The 17,026-nt window shown below is 42.3% G+C and carries 19 protein-coding genes; 2 read left to right on the forward strand and 17 right to left on the reverse strand.

The features are described from left to right. Window positions 1–24: 24 nt before the first annotated feature. The gene (locus IEY48_RS02145) at window positions 25–1,311 is read left to right on the forward strand and encodes an HlyC/CorC family transporter (RefSeq protein ID WP_188916790.1); all 1,287 of its coding nucleotides are present in this window, start codon (window positions 25–27) and stop codon (window positions 1,309–1,311) included. Between the two features lie 76 nt (window positions 1,312–1,387). Here IEY48_RS02145 and IEY48_RS02150 read toward each other — a convergent pair whose 3' ends face one another. The 12 genes from IEY48_RS02150 to rpoE all read right to left on the reverse strand — a co-directional run bounded on the left by IEY48_RS02150 (window position 1,388) and on the right by rpoE (window position 11,648). Next, window positions 1,388–1,909, reverse strand: a complete 522-nt coding sequence (locus IEY48_RS02150; protein WP_188916792.1) for an Mpo1 family 2-hydroxy fatty acid dioxygenase — start codon at window positions 1,907–1,909, stop codon at window positions 1,388–1,390. Window positions 1,910–2,035: 126 nt separating this feature from the next. Continuing rightward, window positions 2,036–2,416, reverse strand: coding sequence for a holo-ACP synthase (gene acpS / locus IEY48_RS02155; protein WP_188916794.1), 381 nt, complete (start codon window positions 2,414–2,416; stop codon window positions 2,036–2,038). Beyond that, window positions 2,416–3,153 carry a pyridoxine 5'-phosphate synthase gene (pdxJ, locus tag IEY48_RS02160; protein WP_188916796.1) on the reverse strand — a complete coding sequence of 246 codons (738 nt, stop codon included), beginning with the start codon at window positions 3,151–3,153 and terminating at the stop codon, window positions 2,416–2,418. Before pdxJ ends, acpS begins: the two co-directional genes overlap by 1 nt. A gap of 95 nt (window positions 3,154–3,248) precedes the next feature. Further along, a complete protein-coding gene (gene recO / locus IEY48_RS02165; RefSeq protein ID WP_188916944.1) occupies window positions 3,249–3,959 on the reverse strand; it encodes a DNA repair protein RecO in 711 nt (236 codons plus the stop codon). Between the two features lie 45 nt (window positions 3,960–4,004). After that, window positions 4,005–5,009, reverse strand: coding sequence for a GTPase Era (era, locus tag IEY48_RS02170; RefSeq protein ID WP_188916798.1), 1,005 nt, complete (start codon window positions 5,007–5,009; stop codon window positions 4,005–4,007). Further along, window positions 5,006–5,686: a ribonuclease III gene (gene rnc / locus IEY48_RS02175; protein ID WP_188916800.1), complete on the reverse strand. Its 681-nt coding sequence runs from the start codon at window positions 5,684–5,686 to the stop codon at window positions 5,006–5,008. Before rnc ends, era begins: the two co-directional genes overlap by 4 nt. Further along, window positions 5,686–6,600, reverse strand: coding sequence for a signal peptidase I (lepB, locus tag IEY48_RS02180; protein ID WP_188916802.1), 915 nt, complete (start codon window positions 6,598–6,600; stop codon window positions 5,686–5,688). Before lepB ends, rnc begins: the two co-directional genes overlap by 1 nt. Window positions 6,601–6,788: 188 nt before the next feature. After that, complete coding sequence (lepA, locus tag IEY48_RS02185; protein ID WP_188916804.1) at window positions 6,789–8,579, reverse strand: translation elongation factor 4; 1,791 nt, start codon at window positions 8,577–8,579, stop codon at window positions 6,789–6,791. Between the two features lie 208 nt (window positions 8,580–8,787). Further along, a complete protein-coding gene (locus IEY48_RS02190; protein WP_188916946.1) occupies window positions 8,788–9,261 on the reverse strand; it encodes a SoxR reducing system RseC family protein in 474 nt (157 codons plus the stop codon). A 201-nt stretch (window positions 9,262–9,462) separates the two neighbouring features. Then, window positions 9,463–10,395: a MucB/RseB C-terminal domain-containing protein gene (locus IEY48_RS02195; protein WP_188916806.1), complete on the reverse strand. Its 933-nt coding sequence runs from the start codon at window positions 10,393–10,395 to the stop codon at window positions 9,463–9,465. Window positions 10,396–10,434: 39 nt separating this feature from the next. Beyond that, window positions 10,435–11,043 (reverse strand): sigma-E factor negative regulatory protein, encoded by a 609-nt coding sequence (locus IEY48_RS02200; RefSeq protein ID WP_188916808.1) that lies wholly within the window; start codon window positions 11,041–11,043, stop codon window positions 10,435–10,437. 26 nt (window positions 11,044–11,069) lie between these two features. Next, on the reverse strand, window positions 11,070–11,648 hold the full coding sequence (rpoE, locus tag IEY48_RS02205) for an RNA polymerase sigma factor RpoE (protein ID WP_160053050.1): 579 nt from the start codon (window positions 11,646–11,648) through the stop codon (window positions 11,070–11,072). A gap of 234 nt (window positions 11,649–11,882) precedes the next feature. Here rpoE and nadB point away from each other — a divergent pair, with 234 nt between their 5' ends. Next, a complete protein-coding gene (gene nadB, locus IEY48_RS02210; RefSeq protein WP_188916810.1) occupies window positions 11,883–13,499 on the forward strand; it encodes an L-aspartate oxidase in 1,617 nt (538 codons plus the stop codon). On the opposite strand, the gene IEY48_RS20620 is transcribed toward nadB, so the two are convergent. From IEY48_RS20620 to nhaA, 5 genes are all read right to left on the reverse strand, one after another. After that, the gene (locus tag IEY48_RS20620; protein ID WP_373293684.1) at window positions 13,496–13,975 is read right to left on the reverse strand and encodes a protein YgfX; all 480 of its coding nucleotides are present in this window, start codon (window positions 13,973–13,975) and stop codon (window positions 13,496–13,498) included. The genes nadB and IEY48_RS20620 overlap by 4 nt on opposite strands. Continuing rightward, window positions 13,956–14,204, reverse strand: a complete 249-nt coding sequence (locus IEY48_RS02220; RefSeq protein WP_188916814.1) for an FAD assembly factor SdhE — start codon at window positions 14,202–14,204, stop codon at window positions 13,956–13,958. Before IEY48_RS02220 ends, IEY48_RS20620 begins: the two co-directional genes overlap by 20 nt. Window positions 14,205–14,292: 88 nt before the next feature. After that, window positions 14,293–15,216: a transcriptional activator NhaR gene (nhaR, locus tag IEY48_RS02225; protein ID WP_188916816.1), complete on the reverse strand. Its 924-nt coding sequence runs from the start codon at window positions 15,214–15,216 to the stop codon at window positions 14,293–14,295. A 116-nt stretch (window positions 15,217–15,332) separates the two neighbouring features. Beyond that, window positions 15,333–15,719 carry a hypothetical protein gene (locus IEY48_RS02230; protein WP_188916818.1) on the reverse strand — a complete coding sequence of 129 codons (387 nt, stop codon included), beginning with the start codon at window positions 15,717–15,719 and terminating at the stop codon, window positions 15,333–15,335. After that, the gene (nhaA, locus tag IEY48_RS02235) at window positions 15,706–16,890 is read right to left on the reverse strand and encodes a Na+/H+ antiporter NhaA (protein ID WP_188916820.1); all 1,185 of its coding nucleotides are present in this window, start codon (window positions 16,888–16,890) and stop codon (window positions 15,706–15,708) included. The genes IEY48_RS02230 and nhaA overlap by 14 nt, the downstream gene beginning before the upstream one ends. Between the last annotated feature and the right edge of the window lie 136 nt (window positions 16,891–17,026).

The raw sequence follows: 17,026 nt of genomic DNA on the forward strand, positions 1-17,026 counted from the left end.
ACTGTACTTTAATGGGGCCCTTTTTTGGACGCTATATCTACCAGCGCACTCCTTATTTTTCTTTTCGTATTGATTGTGATTTCTGCCTACTTCTCTGGCTCTGAAACGGCAATGATGAGCCTGAACCGCTACCGCTTACGGCATCTTGCTGGTAATGGACACAAAGGTGCGCAGCGCGCATTAAAGATGCTTGACCGCCCCGACAGACTTATTGGTTTAATTCTTATTGGTAATAACCTTGTCAACATTTTGGCCTCTGCAATTGCGACCATTGTAGGGATGCGTTTGTTTGGCGATATGGGGGTTGCAATTGCAACCGGTGTGCTTACTCTTGTGGTATTAGTCTTTGCTGAAGTGACTCCAAAAACCTTTGCTGCATTGCATCCAGAACGTATCGCATTTCCATCTAGTATTTTATTAGGCTGGTTATTAGTACTGTTGTCGCCGTTAGTTAAGGTTATCAATTTAATTACCTCAGGCTTTTTACGTTTAATGGGTATTAAAACAGTAAAAACCAGTGACGCACTTAGCCAGGAAGAATTACGCACTGTAGTACATGAAGCGGGCGCACTTATTCCGCAACGTCACCAAGAGATGCTGCTGTCGATTCTTGATTTAGAAAAAGTCACCGTTGAAGATATTATGATTTCGCGTGCTGACATCTACGCCATTAACGTTAGTGATGATTTTAAACTCATTAATAAAATGGTTATCCAAAGCCCACACACCCGCGTGTTGGTGTACCGTGACAATATTGACGATGCGGTAGGCTTTATTCATTTGCGTGATGCTCTACGGTTACAGTCTAAAGAACAATTCAGTAAATCATCTTTGCTGCGCGCCGTAAAAGAGCTGTATTTCATTCCCGAAGGCACACCGCTAAACGTGCAGTTATCTAACTTTCAGCATAATAAAGAACGTATTGGCTTAGTGGTTGATGAGTATGGTGACATTCAAGGTCTAGTGACCTTAGAAGACATTTTAGAAGAAATTGTCGGTGACTTTACCACTTCAATGATCACTACCCCAAGTGAAGACATTAACATACAACAAGACGGCAGCTTCTTGATTGACGCGACCATTAACATCCGTGATCTCAATAAAGAAATGAAATGGAACCTACCCATTGATGGTCCTAAAACATTAAATGGTTTAATCATTGAGTTCCTTGAAGACATTCCTGCTGCCAGCACCAGTTTACATATTGCCGGGTATCAAATTGAAGTCGTAGAAGTTGCTGATAATATGATTAAAGCCGTCAGGGTGTTACCTGGTAACCTCGACGTTATTGAAGAAGATGACGATGAATAACCATTTGCATCTGCAAGCTTAACCCAGTAAAAACACAAAAGGCGCTTAATGCGCCTTTTGTGTTATTAAGCTCAAACTAGCCACGAAGTTTAGCTTCGAGTGCGCGACGCTTATCGCGTGCAATCGGTTTAATCTCAGCTTCTAAGTTTTTCTCCCAGCCAAAAATAAAGTACAACTCCGCCATAAGAAAAAATGGACCAATTAATAACTGATTTAAGTCATCCATAAAGGCAGGTTTGGCTTTTTCATATTTATGGCCAACAAACTGGATAACCCAACCAATCACAAAAATACTAATCGCAATGACAAAAGGATGTTCGCTATGCACTACCAGTTCAGTGGTATACAAAACCGGTAAAATAAACAGTACTAGCCCTAATGCGAGACGGACATGTAGCATCATATAATATGCCAGCACAACGACGGTGACGACCATTGCCAAACTGATTTGATAATCTTGCCACGCGACTCTTAGCGTGCCTAACATTAAAAACGCAGACCAAATAATCATAGGAACCCCAATAAAATGGGTGCGAATATTGTTAGGATTTAAGTGGACACTTTTATAAGTTGATAATTGCTCTACAGCCGATTTCATTTTGAGTCTCGTTATATTAATTGTTGTTATCTTGTTAATTTAACCTAGTTTACCTGCTTTTAAAAGGCACAAAAAAGGCGCTAATGCGCCTTTAATCAAATAATCAAGATGGTGTGGTATCGCGGTTTAGCTTTCTAGCACGACTGTAGCGACCGCATAATGTTGCTCATCAGCAATACTAATAAACCCTTTATTACCGCCAAGTTGCACTAATCGCGCCTGTGCACCATCAGTAAAACGAATAACCGGAGCACCATTGGCGTCATTATCAATATGGATATGCTGGAAAGAGACTCCCCGGCCAATGCCGGTACCTAATGCTTTAGCTGCAGCTTCTTTGGCAGCAAAGCGCTTTGCTAAAAAACGCTCAGCTTGTTTAGACTGCAGGTATATTGTAAGTTCAGCCTCAGTCAGTACCCGCTTAGCCAATCTGTCGCCCACACGCTCACGTTGAACATGTATTCGCGCTATCTCAACGATATCGGTACCAATCCCCACAATTGCCATTACTCGCCTCTGCGCCCTTCTAGCATCAGTTTTTTCATATCGCGCACGGCGGTTTCCAAGCCGTCAATTGCAGCTCGGGCTACCACTGCATGACCGATATTAAGCTCGTACAATTCAGGAATGGCCGCAATGGCTTTAACATTATGATAATGCAAACCATGGCCAGCATTTACAACTAAACCTTTACTGTGCGCATATTTAGCCATTTCCGTAATGCGAGCTAACTCTTGGGCTTGTTCCGCATCGGTATGTGCATCTGCATAACAGCCTGTGTGAATTTCGATGTAAGGAGCACCAACAGCCACCGCGGCATCAATTTGGGCTTTATCAGCATCAATAAATAATGACACTTTAATCCCTTCTGCGGCTAAACGAGTCACTGCAGAGGTGATTTTGTCTAATTGCCCCGCAACATCTAAACCACCTTCTGTGGTAAGTTCTTCGCGTTTTTCAGGGACTAAACAGGCATATGCGGGTTTAATTTCGCAAGCGATAGCAATCATTTCTTCGGTAACAGCAAACTCAAAATTCATGCGGGTTTTAAGGGTTTTCGCCAATAAATAAACATCGCGGTCTTGAATATGACGACGGTCTTCACGCAAATGAATCGTAATACCATCGGCACCGGCATGTTCAGCAACGGCTGCCGCATGGATTGGATCAGGGTAATTAGTGCCACGAGCCTGACGCAATGTAGCAATGTGATCGATGTTAATACCTAATAGAATTCCGCTCACACCGAGCTCCTTAAAATTTATAAACGAAGAGATAAGCTTAGAGTTAACCTTGTACAAAATGAATTGTACTTGGTTAATGCCATTATACGAAAAGCTTATTGCGCATTTTTGGTAAATAACTGCCGACTTAACAGCGGCTTGTTACCCAGTAAAGGGGTTAATAAATAACGCATTAAACCTTTTGCTTGATTAAGGTGCTCTGTTTGCAATTGCTGTGTGGCTAATGCCGTTAACATCGCACCGCTTAACTGTCCTTTGCCGTGTGTAAAACCTTCTTTATGTTGTACCACAGGTAAAAACCCACTTTCGGCGACAAAGCGATAGTGGCAATCAGCTGCTAATGCATTACCCAATGTGTCATAGCTTAGTGAGGGAAAAGCGCCTAATTCAAGCAGTAATGCCATTTCAAAATAACGTAAGTGACTGGAACAAAAACCTTTGGCAAGTGACATCAGCGCACGGTGATAATCTATAAATAGCCCTTCAGCTTGATGCTCTACTGACAACAATCTCACTAATAATTCATTTAAATAAAAGCCAGAATACAAACTATTGCCCACCAACGGCATTGCAGGAGCTGCAGCTTCAATTTGAGTAATGTTTTTTAAACCGAGATTTTTGGCTTCAGATTGGGCACTGAACTGAATAATGAGAGGTTGAAAAGGCTGTAAAATACTTTTGATTGAGCGCTTACCTGTGCCAACACGCGTTATAGCATCAACACGACCAACACCTTCAATCAATAAATTGACAATCACACTCGATTCGCGAAAAGGACGGTGATGTAACACATAGCCACGTTTCATGGTGGCCATGCCTACAACATAACACTAAATAGTAGGGTTGACGGTTTAGTCTTCGCCATAACCTAAGCTTCTTAGGGCGCGCTCATCATCAGCCCAGCCAGACTTCACTTTTACCCACACTTCAAGAAACACTTTATTGTCGAATAGGGTTTCCATATCAAGACGTGACTGGGTGGCGATCGTACGAATACGCTCACCTTTATTACCAATCACCATACGTTTTTGACCATCACGTTCAACGAGGATGAGCGCATTAATTTGATAAACACCGTTGTCCATCATTTTAAATTGCTCAATCTCAACGGTAGCATCGTATGGCAGCTCGTCACCTAAAAAGCGCATGAGCTTTTCACGGACAATTTCAGAGGCCATAAAACGTTGTGAGCGGTCAGTAACATAGTCTTCAGGGAAGTAAAATGGCGCTTCAGGTAACGACTCGCGGGCCATATCTAAAATACGCTGAACGTTAGTGCCTTTGCTTGCTGATATTGGCAATATTTCGTCAAAGTCGAACTTTTTCGCTAATTCAGTTAAATACGGGAACAAAGACTCTTTATCTTTGATGTTATCAACTTTGTTGATGGCTAAGATAATTTTACGATCGTCATTACGGTGTTGAAGCTTTTGCAACACCATATCGTCGTCAGCAGTCCAAGTCATGCCATCGACCACAAAGATAACCATGGCAACATCGGCTAACGAACTCGCTGCAGCGCGGTTCATTAAGCGGTTAATGGCACGTTTTTCTTCAATGTGTAAACCGGGTGTATCAATAAACACTATTTGCTGAGCGCCATCGGTATGGATCCCCATAATACGGTGACGCGTCGTTTGCGGTTTTTTAGAGGTGATACTGACTTTTTGACCAAGCAACTTGTTCAATAGTGTCGATTTACCCACATTTGGCCGACCGACAATCGCCACCATGCCACAGTAAGTAACATCATATTGAGCGGCGGCAGTTGGCGCTGCTTGGTTCATCCTTGCCAGCAGTTCATCTAAGCTAGGTTCTTGTTCAGTACCCGCTGGCAAGTCTGTTTTTTTGGTCATTTATTCAGTAACTCCAATACCTGAGCAGCAGCAAGCTGTTCAGCTTTTCTTCTAGAACTTGCCACACCGGTGACAACCTCGTTTAATTCACTAATTTTGCATTCAACAGTAAAGGTTTGATCATGCGCTTCACCTTCAACAGCCACCACTTGATAATCTGGTAACGGTTTTTTAAACCCTTGAAGATGTTCTTGTAATATCGTTTTAGGATCTTTTTGATTAATACCTGGTTTTATTTTAGCTAAACGTTCGGCATACCAAGTCAGTAATAACTTACGGCAGACCTCAAGATCTGCATCAAGGTATATGGCGCCTATAATAGCTTCTACGGCATCTGCTAAAATGGATTCACGTCTAAAACCACCACTTTTTAACTCACCGGGGCCTAAATATAAGTAATCACCTAGCTTAAACTCTTTTGCAATTATGGTAAGCGTGTCACCTTTCACCAAGGTGGCGCGCATACGACTTAAGTCGCCTTCAGTGGCTTTAGGAAACTGGTGATATAGCGCATCAGAAATGACTATCGATAAAATCGAATCACCTAAAAATTCTAAACGTTCATTATGCTTATTTGCTGCACTTCGATGTGTTAACGCCTGTGTTAACAACTCAATGTTGTTAAACTCATACCCTAATGTGCGGCTTAAGCGCGGCAAATTTTTTATGGGTTCCATCAATGTATTCCACCTGCTCTTTCAAAACGCACACCAGTAGGGACCCAAGTGGGTAGCCAATCATTAGGGCTGCGTTCAAATTCAAAACTAATCCAAATAGCAACCGCTTTACCTACGAGGTTTTCTTCAGGTACAAATCCCCAAAAACGGCTGTCAGTACTATTATCTCGGTTATCGCCCATGGCAAAATACATACCTTGGGGTACCAAAAACTCACCGGCTGGCATGCCGGGTTGAGAATAAAAATGTTGTCTAAAATCAGGGCGTGATGGGTTAATTAAAATATCATGATTAACCTCACCTAATTGCTCATTTAAGCGGATCAATGGCACGTCATTTTGGCTAAACTCACCGCGATTAAGCTCTGTATGTGCAATCAATTTGGGCTCGGCGCAATCTTTGCCCGTATCACACGCTTCTTGAATCATTAACTGTTTGTTGCGGTAAATAATCTTGTCACCTGGCAGACCGACAACCCGCTTAATATAGTCAATTTTTGGGTTTTCAGGGTATTTGAATACAAATACGTCACCACGCTCAGGCTCTCCAGTTTCAACTAATTTACTGCGCCATACCGGATCGCGTAAACCATAACTGAATTTCTCAACCAAAATAAAGTCGCCCACTAACAGTGTAGGCATCATTGAGCCCGATGGGATCTGAAATGGCTCATAAATAAACGAACGTAATATCATCACAAACGCGATAACAGGGAAAATAGAATGGGCGGTTTCGACTAAAATGGGTTCGCGAACGATTTTGTCGATGGCGTCTTCACTTAGCTCACTTGCATTGGCTTGAGCTAACGCGAGCTTTTCACGGCGTTTAGGCGCAAAAAAGATCACATCAATTAACCAGATAAGACCACTACCTAAGGTTACGAGCACTAAAATAAGCGAAAAATAGGCTGCCATTACTGATTTATCTCCTGCAGGATGTTGGTGTTTGCATTGCTCGGGCTAAGTACCCAATGTTACTCAATCCAGTATGGTGATTCACTTGCAAACATTCACCCTGTTGAGTGTTACAAAATATATAGTAAAAATAACGATAACGCCGCAATACGCGGCGTTATTAGAAAAACTAAATCAATTAATTATTATTAATCGTTTAGTTTAAGTACCGCTAAGAATGCCTCTTGTGGCACTTCAACGTTACCGACTTGTTTCATGCGCTTTTTACCTTCTTTCTGCTTATTAAGCAGTTTCTTCTTACGCGACACGTCACCACCATAACATTTAGCGGTTACGTCTTTACGTAATGCTTTAATGGTTGAGCGAGCAATAATCTGGCTACCTACAGCAGCCTGAATCGCAATATCGAACATTTGGCGCGGGATTAACTCTTTCATTTTTTCAACGAGTGCCAAACCACGATGACGAATGTTAGAGCGGTGAATAATCATCGCTAACGCATCAACACGATCGCCGTTGATCAAAATATCTAAACGCACCATGTCGGCAGCGTCAAAACGAATAAAGTTATACTCAAGTGATGCATAACCACGACTGGTTGATTTTAGACGGTCAAAAAAATCCATAACCACTTCAGCCATTGGCAAGTGATACGTCACTGCCACCTGATTACCGTGATACACCATATTGGTTTGCGAGCCACGTTTTTCAACACAAAGCGTGATCACATTACCTAAGTACTCTTTAGGCACCAAGATGTTGGCTTCAACGATTGGCTCACGCAGCTCTTCAATATTGTTCAGTGCAGGTAAATCCGATGGATTATCAACATAAACGATATCGCCGTTAGTCATGACAACTTCATAAACTACGGTAGGAGCTGTAGTGATTAAATCAAGGTTATATTCACGCTCTAAACGCTCTTGAACAATCTCCATGTGGAGTAAGCCCAAGTAACCAATACGGAAACCAAAACCAAGTGCACTTGATGTTTCTGGTTCGAAAAACAGTGATGCATCATTTAAGCTTAACTTGTTTAGCGCATCGCGGAAGTTTTCATACTCGTCGGTAGAGATAGGGAAAACACCAGCATAAACCTGTGGCGTAACCTTTTGAAAACCAGGTAACGGCTTTTCTGCACCATTTTTAGCGTGGGTTAAGGTGTCACCTACTGGTGCACCATGGATTTCTTTAATACCAGAAATCACATACCCTACTTCACCGGCGCGTAGCTCAGGCTCATCTTGCTGTTTAGGCGTAAAAATACCTACACGGTCAGCATTGTAGTTTTGTCCGGTCGACATCACTTTAAATTTGTCGCCTTTCTTTAATACGCCGTGCTTAATGCGTACTAACGACACTACACCTAGGTAAGCGTCAAACCATGAATCGATAATCAAGGCTTGTAAAGGCGCGTTCTCATCACCTTCAGGAGGCGGAATCTTAGCAATAATTTCTTCTAAAACTAAATCAACACCAATACCGGTTTTAGCTGAACAACGCACAGCATCCTTGGCATCAATACCAACAATGTCTTCAATTTCTGCGGCAACACGCTCAGGCTCGGCTTGCGGTAAGTCGATTTTGTTAAGGACTGGTACAACATCTAGATTCATGTCTAGTGCGGTGTAGCAGTTTGCTAATGTTTGCGCTTCAACACCTTGGCCTGCATCAACAACTAATAATGCACCTTCACAGGCAGCAAGCGAACGTGATACTTCATAAGAGAAGTCAACGTGGCCTGGCGTGTCAATAAAGTTTAATTGGTAGGTATTACCATCTTTTGCATGGTAATCAAGTGTTACGCTTTGGGCTTTAATCGTAATGCCACGCTCACGTTCTAGATCCATTGAATCTAAAACCTGTGCAGCCATTTCACGGTCAGTTAAGCCGCCACATACCTGGATCAGGCGATCGGATAAAGTTGATTTACCATGGTCGATATGGGCAATAATCGAGAAGTTTCTAATGTGTTTCATTATGCTGCAATGACTACTACTAAATTTGATTAAAATTAAGGTGGCAAATTGTACCTGATTAGGGTGGCAATACCAATCAGATTCAGCAATAGTCTCTATTTTGCTCCTAAGAAGGGTTAAAATACGATGTTTACGGGGGTAATTATAGTGCGAATGGGGATTAGATAAAGCTAGATTTTATGTTTAACTCGTCTAACTCAGGGCTTATTTAGCCATGATTAGCACTAATAACACCCACTTCTTGACCTAAATAGGCGATGATCACAGGCGACGCTTGAGCTTCGAGTTTTGCGGCTAGGCGCTTTCCGATGATCCATGCGATTGAAGCACCGATGACCGCAAACACCATAGCTGATGTATTGGTATTTATATCTAAACCTAGCGCAAGGATGTGACCAAATGTCGCAAACACAAACAAGCCGAGTAAAGGCAATAAATACACTAATGCCGCTGCTTTGATGATAACGCTTTCAGGTAAGCCAACTTTAAGTAAATCGCCTTCTTGGCAAGGTTTATCAGCCGGTAATGAAAAGCGCTGAGTTTTTACTGAAAACGCTTTGGCGATGGTTGAGGTTCCGCAATTTTCGCTACTGGCACAATGATTACAGGCGCTTTTTAATTCAACTTCGACGGTGGCCCAGCCTTGTTGATAATCAACCACACGGGCAATTTCTTCCATCATTGATGATTGTGGCGCTGTTGATTGGCTCATAAATAAAACCTATTGCTTGAGATAATTCAATATTAACACAAAGTGAAATAACACCGTAGCGCCTTTGAGCAACCTAGGTCTGTATCAGGCAGACAAAAAGAAAGGAAGTATAAAAGGAAATAATTAGTTAAAGCATCATGTTAGTCATCATGCTTTAACCATTTAGGTAGGCTATTTTAATACCAAACTGTTGGCTATTCGCTCTAGCGTTTCAGAGGGGACTTTGCCAATGGCAACTACCTCAAGCCCCCCTACTTTAACTACAACCATTGATAGGCCATTACGGGTTAGTAATTCATTAGGCAAAGGGTTTTCGCCCGAGCGAGCAACATAAACTGATATATTCGTTAAACCGTCAGTTAAGGCAATATATTCAACAGGTTCATGAATACCAATCAATCGATGATGGTCACGTACAACCACGTCAAACCCTTGCGGTAACCAAGTAAACTGCCAATTTTTACCGTCAGTACGTTCAGCTTGATTGATCACGGCAGGCCAATCTTGCTTAGCGGCTTCGATTAAAATATTAGCCGGTTCAGACAGTTCAAATAACTCAACCACCATAGTTTGTTCAAGCAGTTGCTTTTCTTGATTTAAAGTGTCAAATCGTAACGGTAAATATGTTTCCATATCGACCCAAACTTGCGCATCGTAACGATTTTCATCTTTTGCCAGTAAGCGGATCATTTGTCCAGGGCGTCCAGCTATTCGGCTACGGCCACCTATAACAAACTGATAGCCTTGCTCCAGTTGACTAATATCGCCAGCTAAAGCCGCAGGCCACACCCCTTGTATACGCGGAGCACTGACACTGTACGCGGGTTGATCATGTTCGATAAAGGTAACGCGACTCCCCACACGAATGGCGTTTTTAGGCGGACCATTAAGGTATTCAAGCAACGCAACCTCTTGGTTGTCGACAATACCATGGATATACACCAACGGGCGTATATGATCAGCTTGGAGTTGAATAATAGAGACTTTGAATTGCTTATCTCGCATAGCCTGGCTCATATTTTTAAGCCAAGCTTTTGCAGATAAATCTTCTTCAGCGTGTGTAGAAAAGGTTAAAACTAACAGTGCTAGCAGGATAAGGCGCAAGCTAACTCCTAAATTGATAAGCCAAGGTTTAGCTGCAGATTATGGATTAACCGCAGCATCTTGATTACTATTTTCGTCGATAACAACACCAGGATTCAAGCGCTGTTGCAACATATGGTCCTGAATATAAGCATTAATTCGACGACGTTGTTCAATGACTTGATCGTTTGAATAATTCTGCTGATTCTGCACCGCACCTGTTTGATAACTTACAGGAGACACGGTACCCACTAGAGGGCGTGTGGTTAATACCGGTAATGGTGACTCAGCATCATTCGTTTGATTGTAAGACTGCACACCCACAATCGCGACCATAGCAACAGTCGCGGCAATAGCATATTGGCCAAACTGTTTGAAAAATGGCACTACATTGCTGGTTTTAGCTGCCGGGGCAACATGTTCCGCTGGCTCAGTTTGCTGAGCTTTAGGGGCAATAATTGTTGGTTCAAGGTCAATTGCTGCCATGATGTTAGCAGAAAGATCTAAGTCAATGGCCTCAGGCAATTCGCCGCGCATCGTATCACCAATCATGTGATAACGTTGCCATTGTTCATGTGAATCAACGTCAGCAGAGAGTTGCGCTAATGTTTTATCATCGGCTTCACCATCAACTGCTGCAGATACCCACTCTTGACTTGATTTAAGCATTATTCACCTATTTAGCGTTAAGGCAGTTACTTTTCCAGCAAAGGCTGGAGCTGTTTGTCGATTGCTTCACGAGCTCGGAAGATACGTGATCTTACGGTCCCGACCGGACAATCCATGATGTTGGCAATATCTTCGTAACTCATACCGTCTAGTTCTCTAAGCGATATCGCCATCTTTAATTCTTCAGGCAATGTATCGAGCGTATCAAAGATCACTTTACTCATTTGATCTTTCATTAATAAACGCTCTGGTGATGCGAACTCTTTTAGTGCATCACTACCTTCATAATATTCTGCATCTTCAACATCCACATCGTTTGCAGGTGCTCTGCGCCCTTGTGAAGTAAGATGGTTTTTTGCGGTGTTTACCGCAATGCGGTACAACCAAGTATAAAACGCACTCTCACCACGAAAATTTGCTAACGCTCTATATGCTTTAATAAAGGCTTCTTGTGTTACATCTTGCACATCCGCTTGGTTGCGAATATAGCGAGAAATCAAACTCATCACTTTATTTTGATACTTCAGCACTAACAGGTTAAATGCGTTTTTATCGCCTTGCTGTACTCGCTCAACTAATTGTTGATCACTATATTGTCCACTCATCCGAGCCGACTACTCCTAAATCTGTAATACTGATTTCTCAGTCGCTCGAATCCTGTTCATATAAGTAGACTCACTGATATGAAAAAAGTTCGATGTTGAATTAAAAAAAGTTAATTAATTTGAGATAAAAATAAAATATCTCGTTAAAACCTCAATAAAGCTCGCTGTAAAAGTACCCAGTTAAGGTGATTTGATTTACTATGATCAAACCACTTAGCTATACCATGATACCTGATGAAACAAGCAGTTGAACACCAATCTGACATTTTGGTCATCGGCAGCGGTGCTGCAGGACTGACTTTAGCATTACATTTAGCTGAAAAATCAAAAGTAATTCTTCTTTCTAAAGGGCCTTTATCAGAAGGTTCGACCTTATATGCACAAGGCGGAATCGCATCTGTGTTTGATGAAGGCGACACGATTGAGTCCCACGTCAATGACACACTGATTGCTGGCGCTGGATTATGCGACAAATCGGTTGTGACTTACACAGCAGAAAACGCCAAAGGTGCCATGCAATGGCTCATTAATTGCGGCGTCGCATTTGATAAAGAAGAAAATAACACTGCTGATAGCTCTGCTTCAATGCCTTATCACCTCACACGTGAGGGAGGCCACAGTCATCGACGTATTTTACATTCTGCCGATGCTACGGGTAAAGCGGTACAAACCACTTTGCAAGAGTGTGCGTTAGCCCATCCCAATATCACCGTTTTAGAGCGTTATAACGCCATCGACTTAATCACCACACGTAAATTAAACCGGCCGGGCAACCGAGTGTTAGGGGCTTATGTTTGGAATAGAGATGAAGAGCATGTCGAAACAGTCAAAGCAAAGTTTGTCGCTTTAGCGACTGGCGGCAGCTCAAAGGTATATCAATATACTTCAAATCCAGACATTGCCAGTGGTGATGGTATTGCCATGGCCTGGCGTGCAGGATGCCGTGTTGCCAACATGGAATTTAATCAATTTCATCCAACGTGTTTATTCCACCCTAATGCCAGAAACTTTCTCCTCACTGAAGCATTACGTGGTGAAGGTGCTTATTTACGTCGCCCAGATGGCAGCCGGTTTATGCCAGACTTTGATGAACGTGCAGAGTTGGCGCCTCGCGATATTGTAGCCCGTGCTATCGATTATGAAATGAAACGTTTAGGTGCAGATTGTGTTTATTTAGACATTAGCCACAAACCTGCCGACTTTATTATTAAGCACTTTCCAACCATTTATCATCGATGCCTTGAGTTAGGTATCGATATGACGAAAGACCCGATCCCAGCTGTACCTGCCGCCCACTACACCTGTGGTGGCGTGATGACCGATTTACATGGTCAAACCGACATCAACGGTTTGTACGCTATTGGTGAAGTCGCCTACACAGGTTTGCACGGTGCTAATCGCTTAGCGAGTAACTCATTATTAGAGTGTTTAGTGTTTGCGCGCGCTGCCTCACATGACATTGAAAGTCAGCTACATAAAATTGCTGCGCCTTGCACATTACCGGCATGGGATGAAAGTAAAGTGAGTAACTCGGACGAAGAAGTCGTCATTGCCCATAACTGGCACGAGTTACGCTTATTTATGTGGGATTATGTTGGTATTGTCAGAACGGACAAACGTTTAGAGCGCGCATTACGTCGTTGCTTAATGTTGCAACAAGAAATTGAAGAGTATTATTCAAACTTCCGTGTCAGCAATAACTTATTAGAGTTGCGTAATTTAGTCCAAGTGGCAGAGTTGATCATTCGCTGCGCGATGGATCGTAAAGAGAGCCGTGGGTTACATTATAACATCGACTACCCAGAGCAATTTGACAACCCTAAGCCAACCATTTTACAGCCTGGACGCTAGGCGAGCTTAAGTTGTAATAATAACCGACACAGGGTGCGATATTCTGTGTCGGTTAACATATCATGCCATACCCACAGTATTCGCCTATCTCCCGAATGAATATCTTGTAAAAATATCATGCAAAATAAAGGGTTCACCAGCGCCCGACGGCAAAAGTCAACAAGATAAGTTTGCGATGAATGCTCAACAATCTGAGCAAAGCCACGTTTATCAAGACTAAAAATACACTGCCAGCGGGTTAATTTTCGCCAACAATAAACCATTAGGCATAAGGTCAATAGAACAAGGAGTAATTGGGCATAAACTAACAATGATGATGCCAGGTTTGGCCACGCAAGAAAACTGCACAGTATCACAGCAAAAAAACACACGAGGGCTAAGCGGGACAAAAACGACGCACTCAACCCAAATTGATGAAGATGAGTGCGGGGAGAAAAATCAGAGACTTGAACGGGCTTAAGGTTCGGCTCGACCACGGACTTTAACTACCATAGCGGCAAGTTGCTGATCTGGGCATTGTTCATGGCCCATAAACCAAGCAAATAACTCTGGATCTTCGCATTCTAACAAGCGAATAAATGTTTGCTTGTCGTCATCGGCTAACGCTTCATAGTGCGCTTCAACAAAGGGTTGAAACAAGACATCTAACTCTAACATTCCACGACGGCATGCCCAACGTACACGAGCAATATTCATTAATTCCAACACAAATCTCCTGATGTCTATATCACAAATATACCAATCATATTCACAGCCTAGAGCGTAAAAATGGCCAGAGAAGACCCGATAGGTATTAGTTTATACGGTGTTCAAAATCTTGTACTTGGCGATCTTTCCCCGCAAACAAGTCATCAAAATCAGTCGCCAGTAACGATTTAACTGACGGATGTTGAATCATTCGTTCGGCAAACATCACATGATATTCTTCTTTAATATCGGTCGTTTCACCAAGTAATACCATTCCTTGCGACAGTATATCATGACGATAAATAGACGGTGCGACAAAAATACCCCTGTTGAAATAACCAAATGCTTTCATCATTTCGGCATCATCAAACTCACCTAAAATGTTCACATCGAGGTTTTTTTCAGCAAACCAGCCATGTAATTGCTGTCCAAGTGAGGTGCGTTTACCCGGAATAAGTAATTTATGCTCCTCTAAACATGCAGGAAATGGCAGCGCTGAGGGTTGCGCCGCAAAAAAGCTGATGCCACATTCACCCAATTTTTTTGACAAAATCTCAGGAAACTTTAATGAACCACCGGCGCAATCAGATAAAATCATATCTAATTTATGCCCTCTTAAGCGCTCAATTAAGCTTTCGTGTGTAGACTCATAACAGGCCAAGTGCACCGAGCCATCACTTGGGATCACCGTTAATAACACTCGGCTTACGAGTGCTTTCGATAACGCATCTGCAATGCCGACCTCAAACAACAAAGAGTTATTTTTTTGATAATTAAGTAAGTCGAGCATTTCATAACTCAAACTAAACATTTTATCGGCATAACGAAACACCAACTCACCCAACTCTGTCGCTTCTAAGTTGCGCCCAACTCGTTTAAACAAGCTCCCTTTTAAACGTTCTTCTAAGGCACGTATTTGCCCTGTAATCGTTTGCGGAGCAAGACATAATGCTTCGGCGGCTTTGGTCACTGAGCCTTTTTTTTGTACCATCCAAAAATAATACAGGTGGTTATAATTTAAATGCTGCATATCATTCAGAAACCTAAAAAAATTATTAATCTACTATAGCAAATAACTCACTGAACCCACGCTAAAATACTGACAAAAAAACGCAGCCAAAAGGCTGCGTTTTGATAACTCGATGGTTATTTGGGGCGCGGGCAATCTAATATTGTCGTAATGACGCTTTCTAGCTCATCACTGTTACTCACATTTTTCAACGCCACTTGCTCCGTTAGTGCCGATACCACCTCTGACTTAACCAGTATATGGCTAGAGCAGTAATTAACATTGGCAGTTTGGTAACGCTTACCTGCACGATATTTAAGGGCTCGCGACTCATAATTATTGGGATCGATACGTTTTTTAGCCTGATTGTCACGATACATCAATGCACCATCAACCACGCCCTCAAGATAACTTTGGCATGTTGCAGACTCTGCAGACTTCAAGCAAACATCAAACGAATTTGCCGACGCAGGTATAACAATAACACTCAGCAATAATCCTAGAGATAATTTAATTAGTTTCATGGCTTCCTCCTGAATTAGGCAGAACTTTGGCTAACCAAAAATAACCAATCAGCGCTGCAAATAACGAACCTGTTAAAATACCTAACCTTGCATAATCACCATACTCTGCAGGTGAATGTTCAAATGCTAATGACGAAATAAACACCGACATAGTAAAACCAATACCACACATCACTGCGACAGGGGTAATATGTCGCCAACCAATACCGGGTGGTAATTCTGCTAACTTCAGTTTTACCGCCACATAGCTAAATAAAAATACTCCAATAGGCTTACCTAACATCAAGCCCATAATGATCCCCAGAGTAATCGGTTCTGCAAACGATTCGAATGACATATTGGTCAATGACAAACCTGCGTTAGCAAATGCGAATACCGGAAGAATTAAAAACGTACTCCACGGATGTAGCTGGTGCTCTAAATGTCCTGATGGTGATGTGCCATCTTTCGCTCGTAACGGGATACAAAATGCAATGATGACACCTGCTAAGGTAGCATGAACACCAGACTTTAATACTGCAACCCACAACATAAATCCAACTAAGGCATATGGCGTTATAGAGGTTACCCCTTTTCGATTCAGCGCCACCATCAACACAATAGACACTGCAGCAATGATTAAACTGGTCATTGATAAATCAGTGCTGTAAAACAGCGCAATAATCACAATAACACCTAAGTCATCAATAATGGCCAAGGCCAATAAAAATACCTTTAACGCCACAGGCACTCGATTACCCAGCAATGCCATAATACCCAACGCAAACGCGATATCTGTTGCGGCAGGAATAGCCCAGCCGACTTGGGTTTCTGGGTTAGAATAATTAAATGCTAAGTAAAATAGCGCCGGGAATACCATCCCACCAATCGCCGCAAACGTCGGTAAAGAAGCTTTAGCCACACTCGACAGTGCCCCCTCTAACAACTCACGTTTAACTTCTAGTCCAATCAATAAAAAGAATAACGCCATTAAGCCATCATTAATCCATAGCAATAATGGTTTATTGATATCCAATTCGCCGACACGCAATTGAACTCCTGTACTCAAGAAGCCCTGATACAAATCCGCTAAAGGCGAATTTGCCAATATCATTGCCAAGGCCACCGCGACCATTAACAAAATACCGCCGGCAGACTCTTGGCTTAAAAAGTTTCTAATTGCACGTTCCATATAACACTCCTAAATTAACAATAGATTGACTCTAACGCATCCATTCAAACAATAATAATCGATTGTTTCTTACCTTAAACTCGGTATTTCCGAGTTATCGGTAGTTTTTAAGGAGACACACCTCACAATTAAACAT

The organism is Shewanella saliphila (genome assembly GCF_014648295.1).
In the GTDB taxonomy this organism is placed as follows: domain Bacteria; phylum Pseudomonadota; class Gammaproteobacteria; order Enterobacterales; family Shewanellaceae; genus Shewanella; species Shewanella saliphila.

Excerpts from the sequence above, each read along its gene's own strand:
- IEY48_RS02150 (WP_188916792.1), bottom strand. The coding sequence starts at position 1,909 with ATGAAATCGGCTGTAGAGCAATTATCAACTTATAAAAGTGTCCACTTA.
- acpS (WP_188916794.1), bottom strand. The coding sequence starts at position 2,416 with ATGGCAATTGTGGGGATTGGTACCGATATCGTTGAGATAGCGCGAATA.
- recO (WP_188916944.1), bottom strand. The coding sequence starts at position 3,959 with ATGAAACGTGGCTATGTGTTACATCACCGTCCTTTTCGCGAATCGAGT.
- era (WP_188916798.1), bottom strand. The coding sequence starts at position 5,009 with ATGACCAAAAAAACAGACTTGCCAGCGGGTACTGAACAAGAACCTAGC.
- rnc (WP_188916800.1), bottom strand. The coding sequence starts at position 5,686 with ATGGAACCCATAAAAAATTTGCCGCGCTTAAGCCGCACATTAGGGTAT.
- lepB (WP_188916802.1), bottom strand. The coding sequence starts at position 6,600 with ATGGCAGCCTATTTTTCGCTTATTTTAGTGCTCGTAACCTTAGGTAGT.
- lepA (WP_188916804.1), bottom strand. The coding sequence starts at position 8,579 with ATGAAACACATTAGAAACTTCTCGATTATTGCCCATATCGACCATGGT.
- IEY48_RS02190 (WP_188916946.1), bottom strand. The coding sequence starts at position 9,261 with ATGATGGAAGAAATTGCCCGTGTGGTTGATTATCAACAAGGCTGGGCC.
- IEY48_RS02200 (WP_188916808.1), bottom strand. The coding sequence starts at position 11,043 with ATGCTTAAATCAAGTCAAGAGTGGGTATCTGCAGCAGTTGATGGTGAA.
- rpoE (WP_160053050.1), bottom strand. The coding sequence starts at position 11,648 with ATGAGTGGACAATATAGTGATCAACAATTAGTTGAGCGAGTACAGCAA.
- nadB (WP_188916810.1), top strand. The coding sequence starts at position 11,883 with ATGAAACAAGCAGTTGAACACCAATCTGACATTTTGGTCATCGGCAGC.
- nhaR (WP_188916816.1), bottom strand. The coding sequence starts at position 15,216 with ATGCAGCATTTAAATTATAACCACCTGTATTATTTTTGGATGGTACAA.
- IEY48_RS02230 (WP_188916818.1), bottom strand. The coding sequence starts at position 15,719 with ATGAAACTAATTAAATTATCTCTAGGATTATTGCTGAGTGTTATTGTT.
- nhaA (WP_188916820.1), bottom strand. The coding sequence starts at position 16,890 with ATGGAACGTGCAATTAGAAACTTTTTAAGCCAAGAGTCTGCCGGCGGT.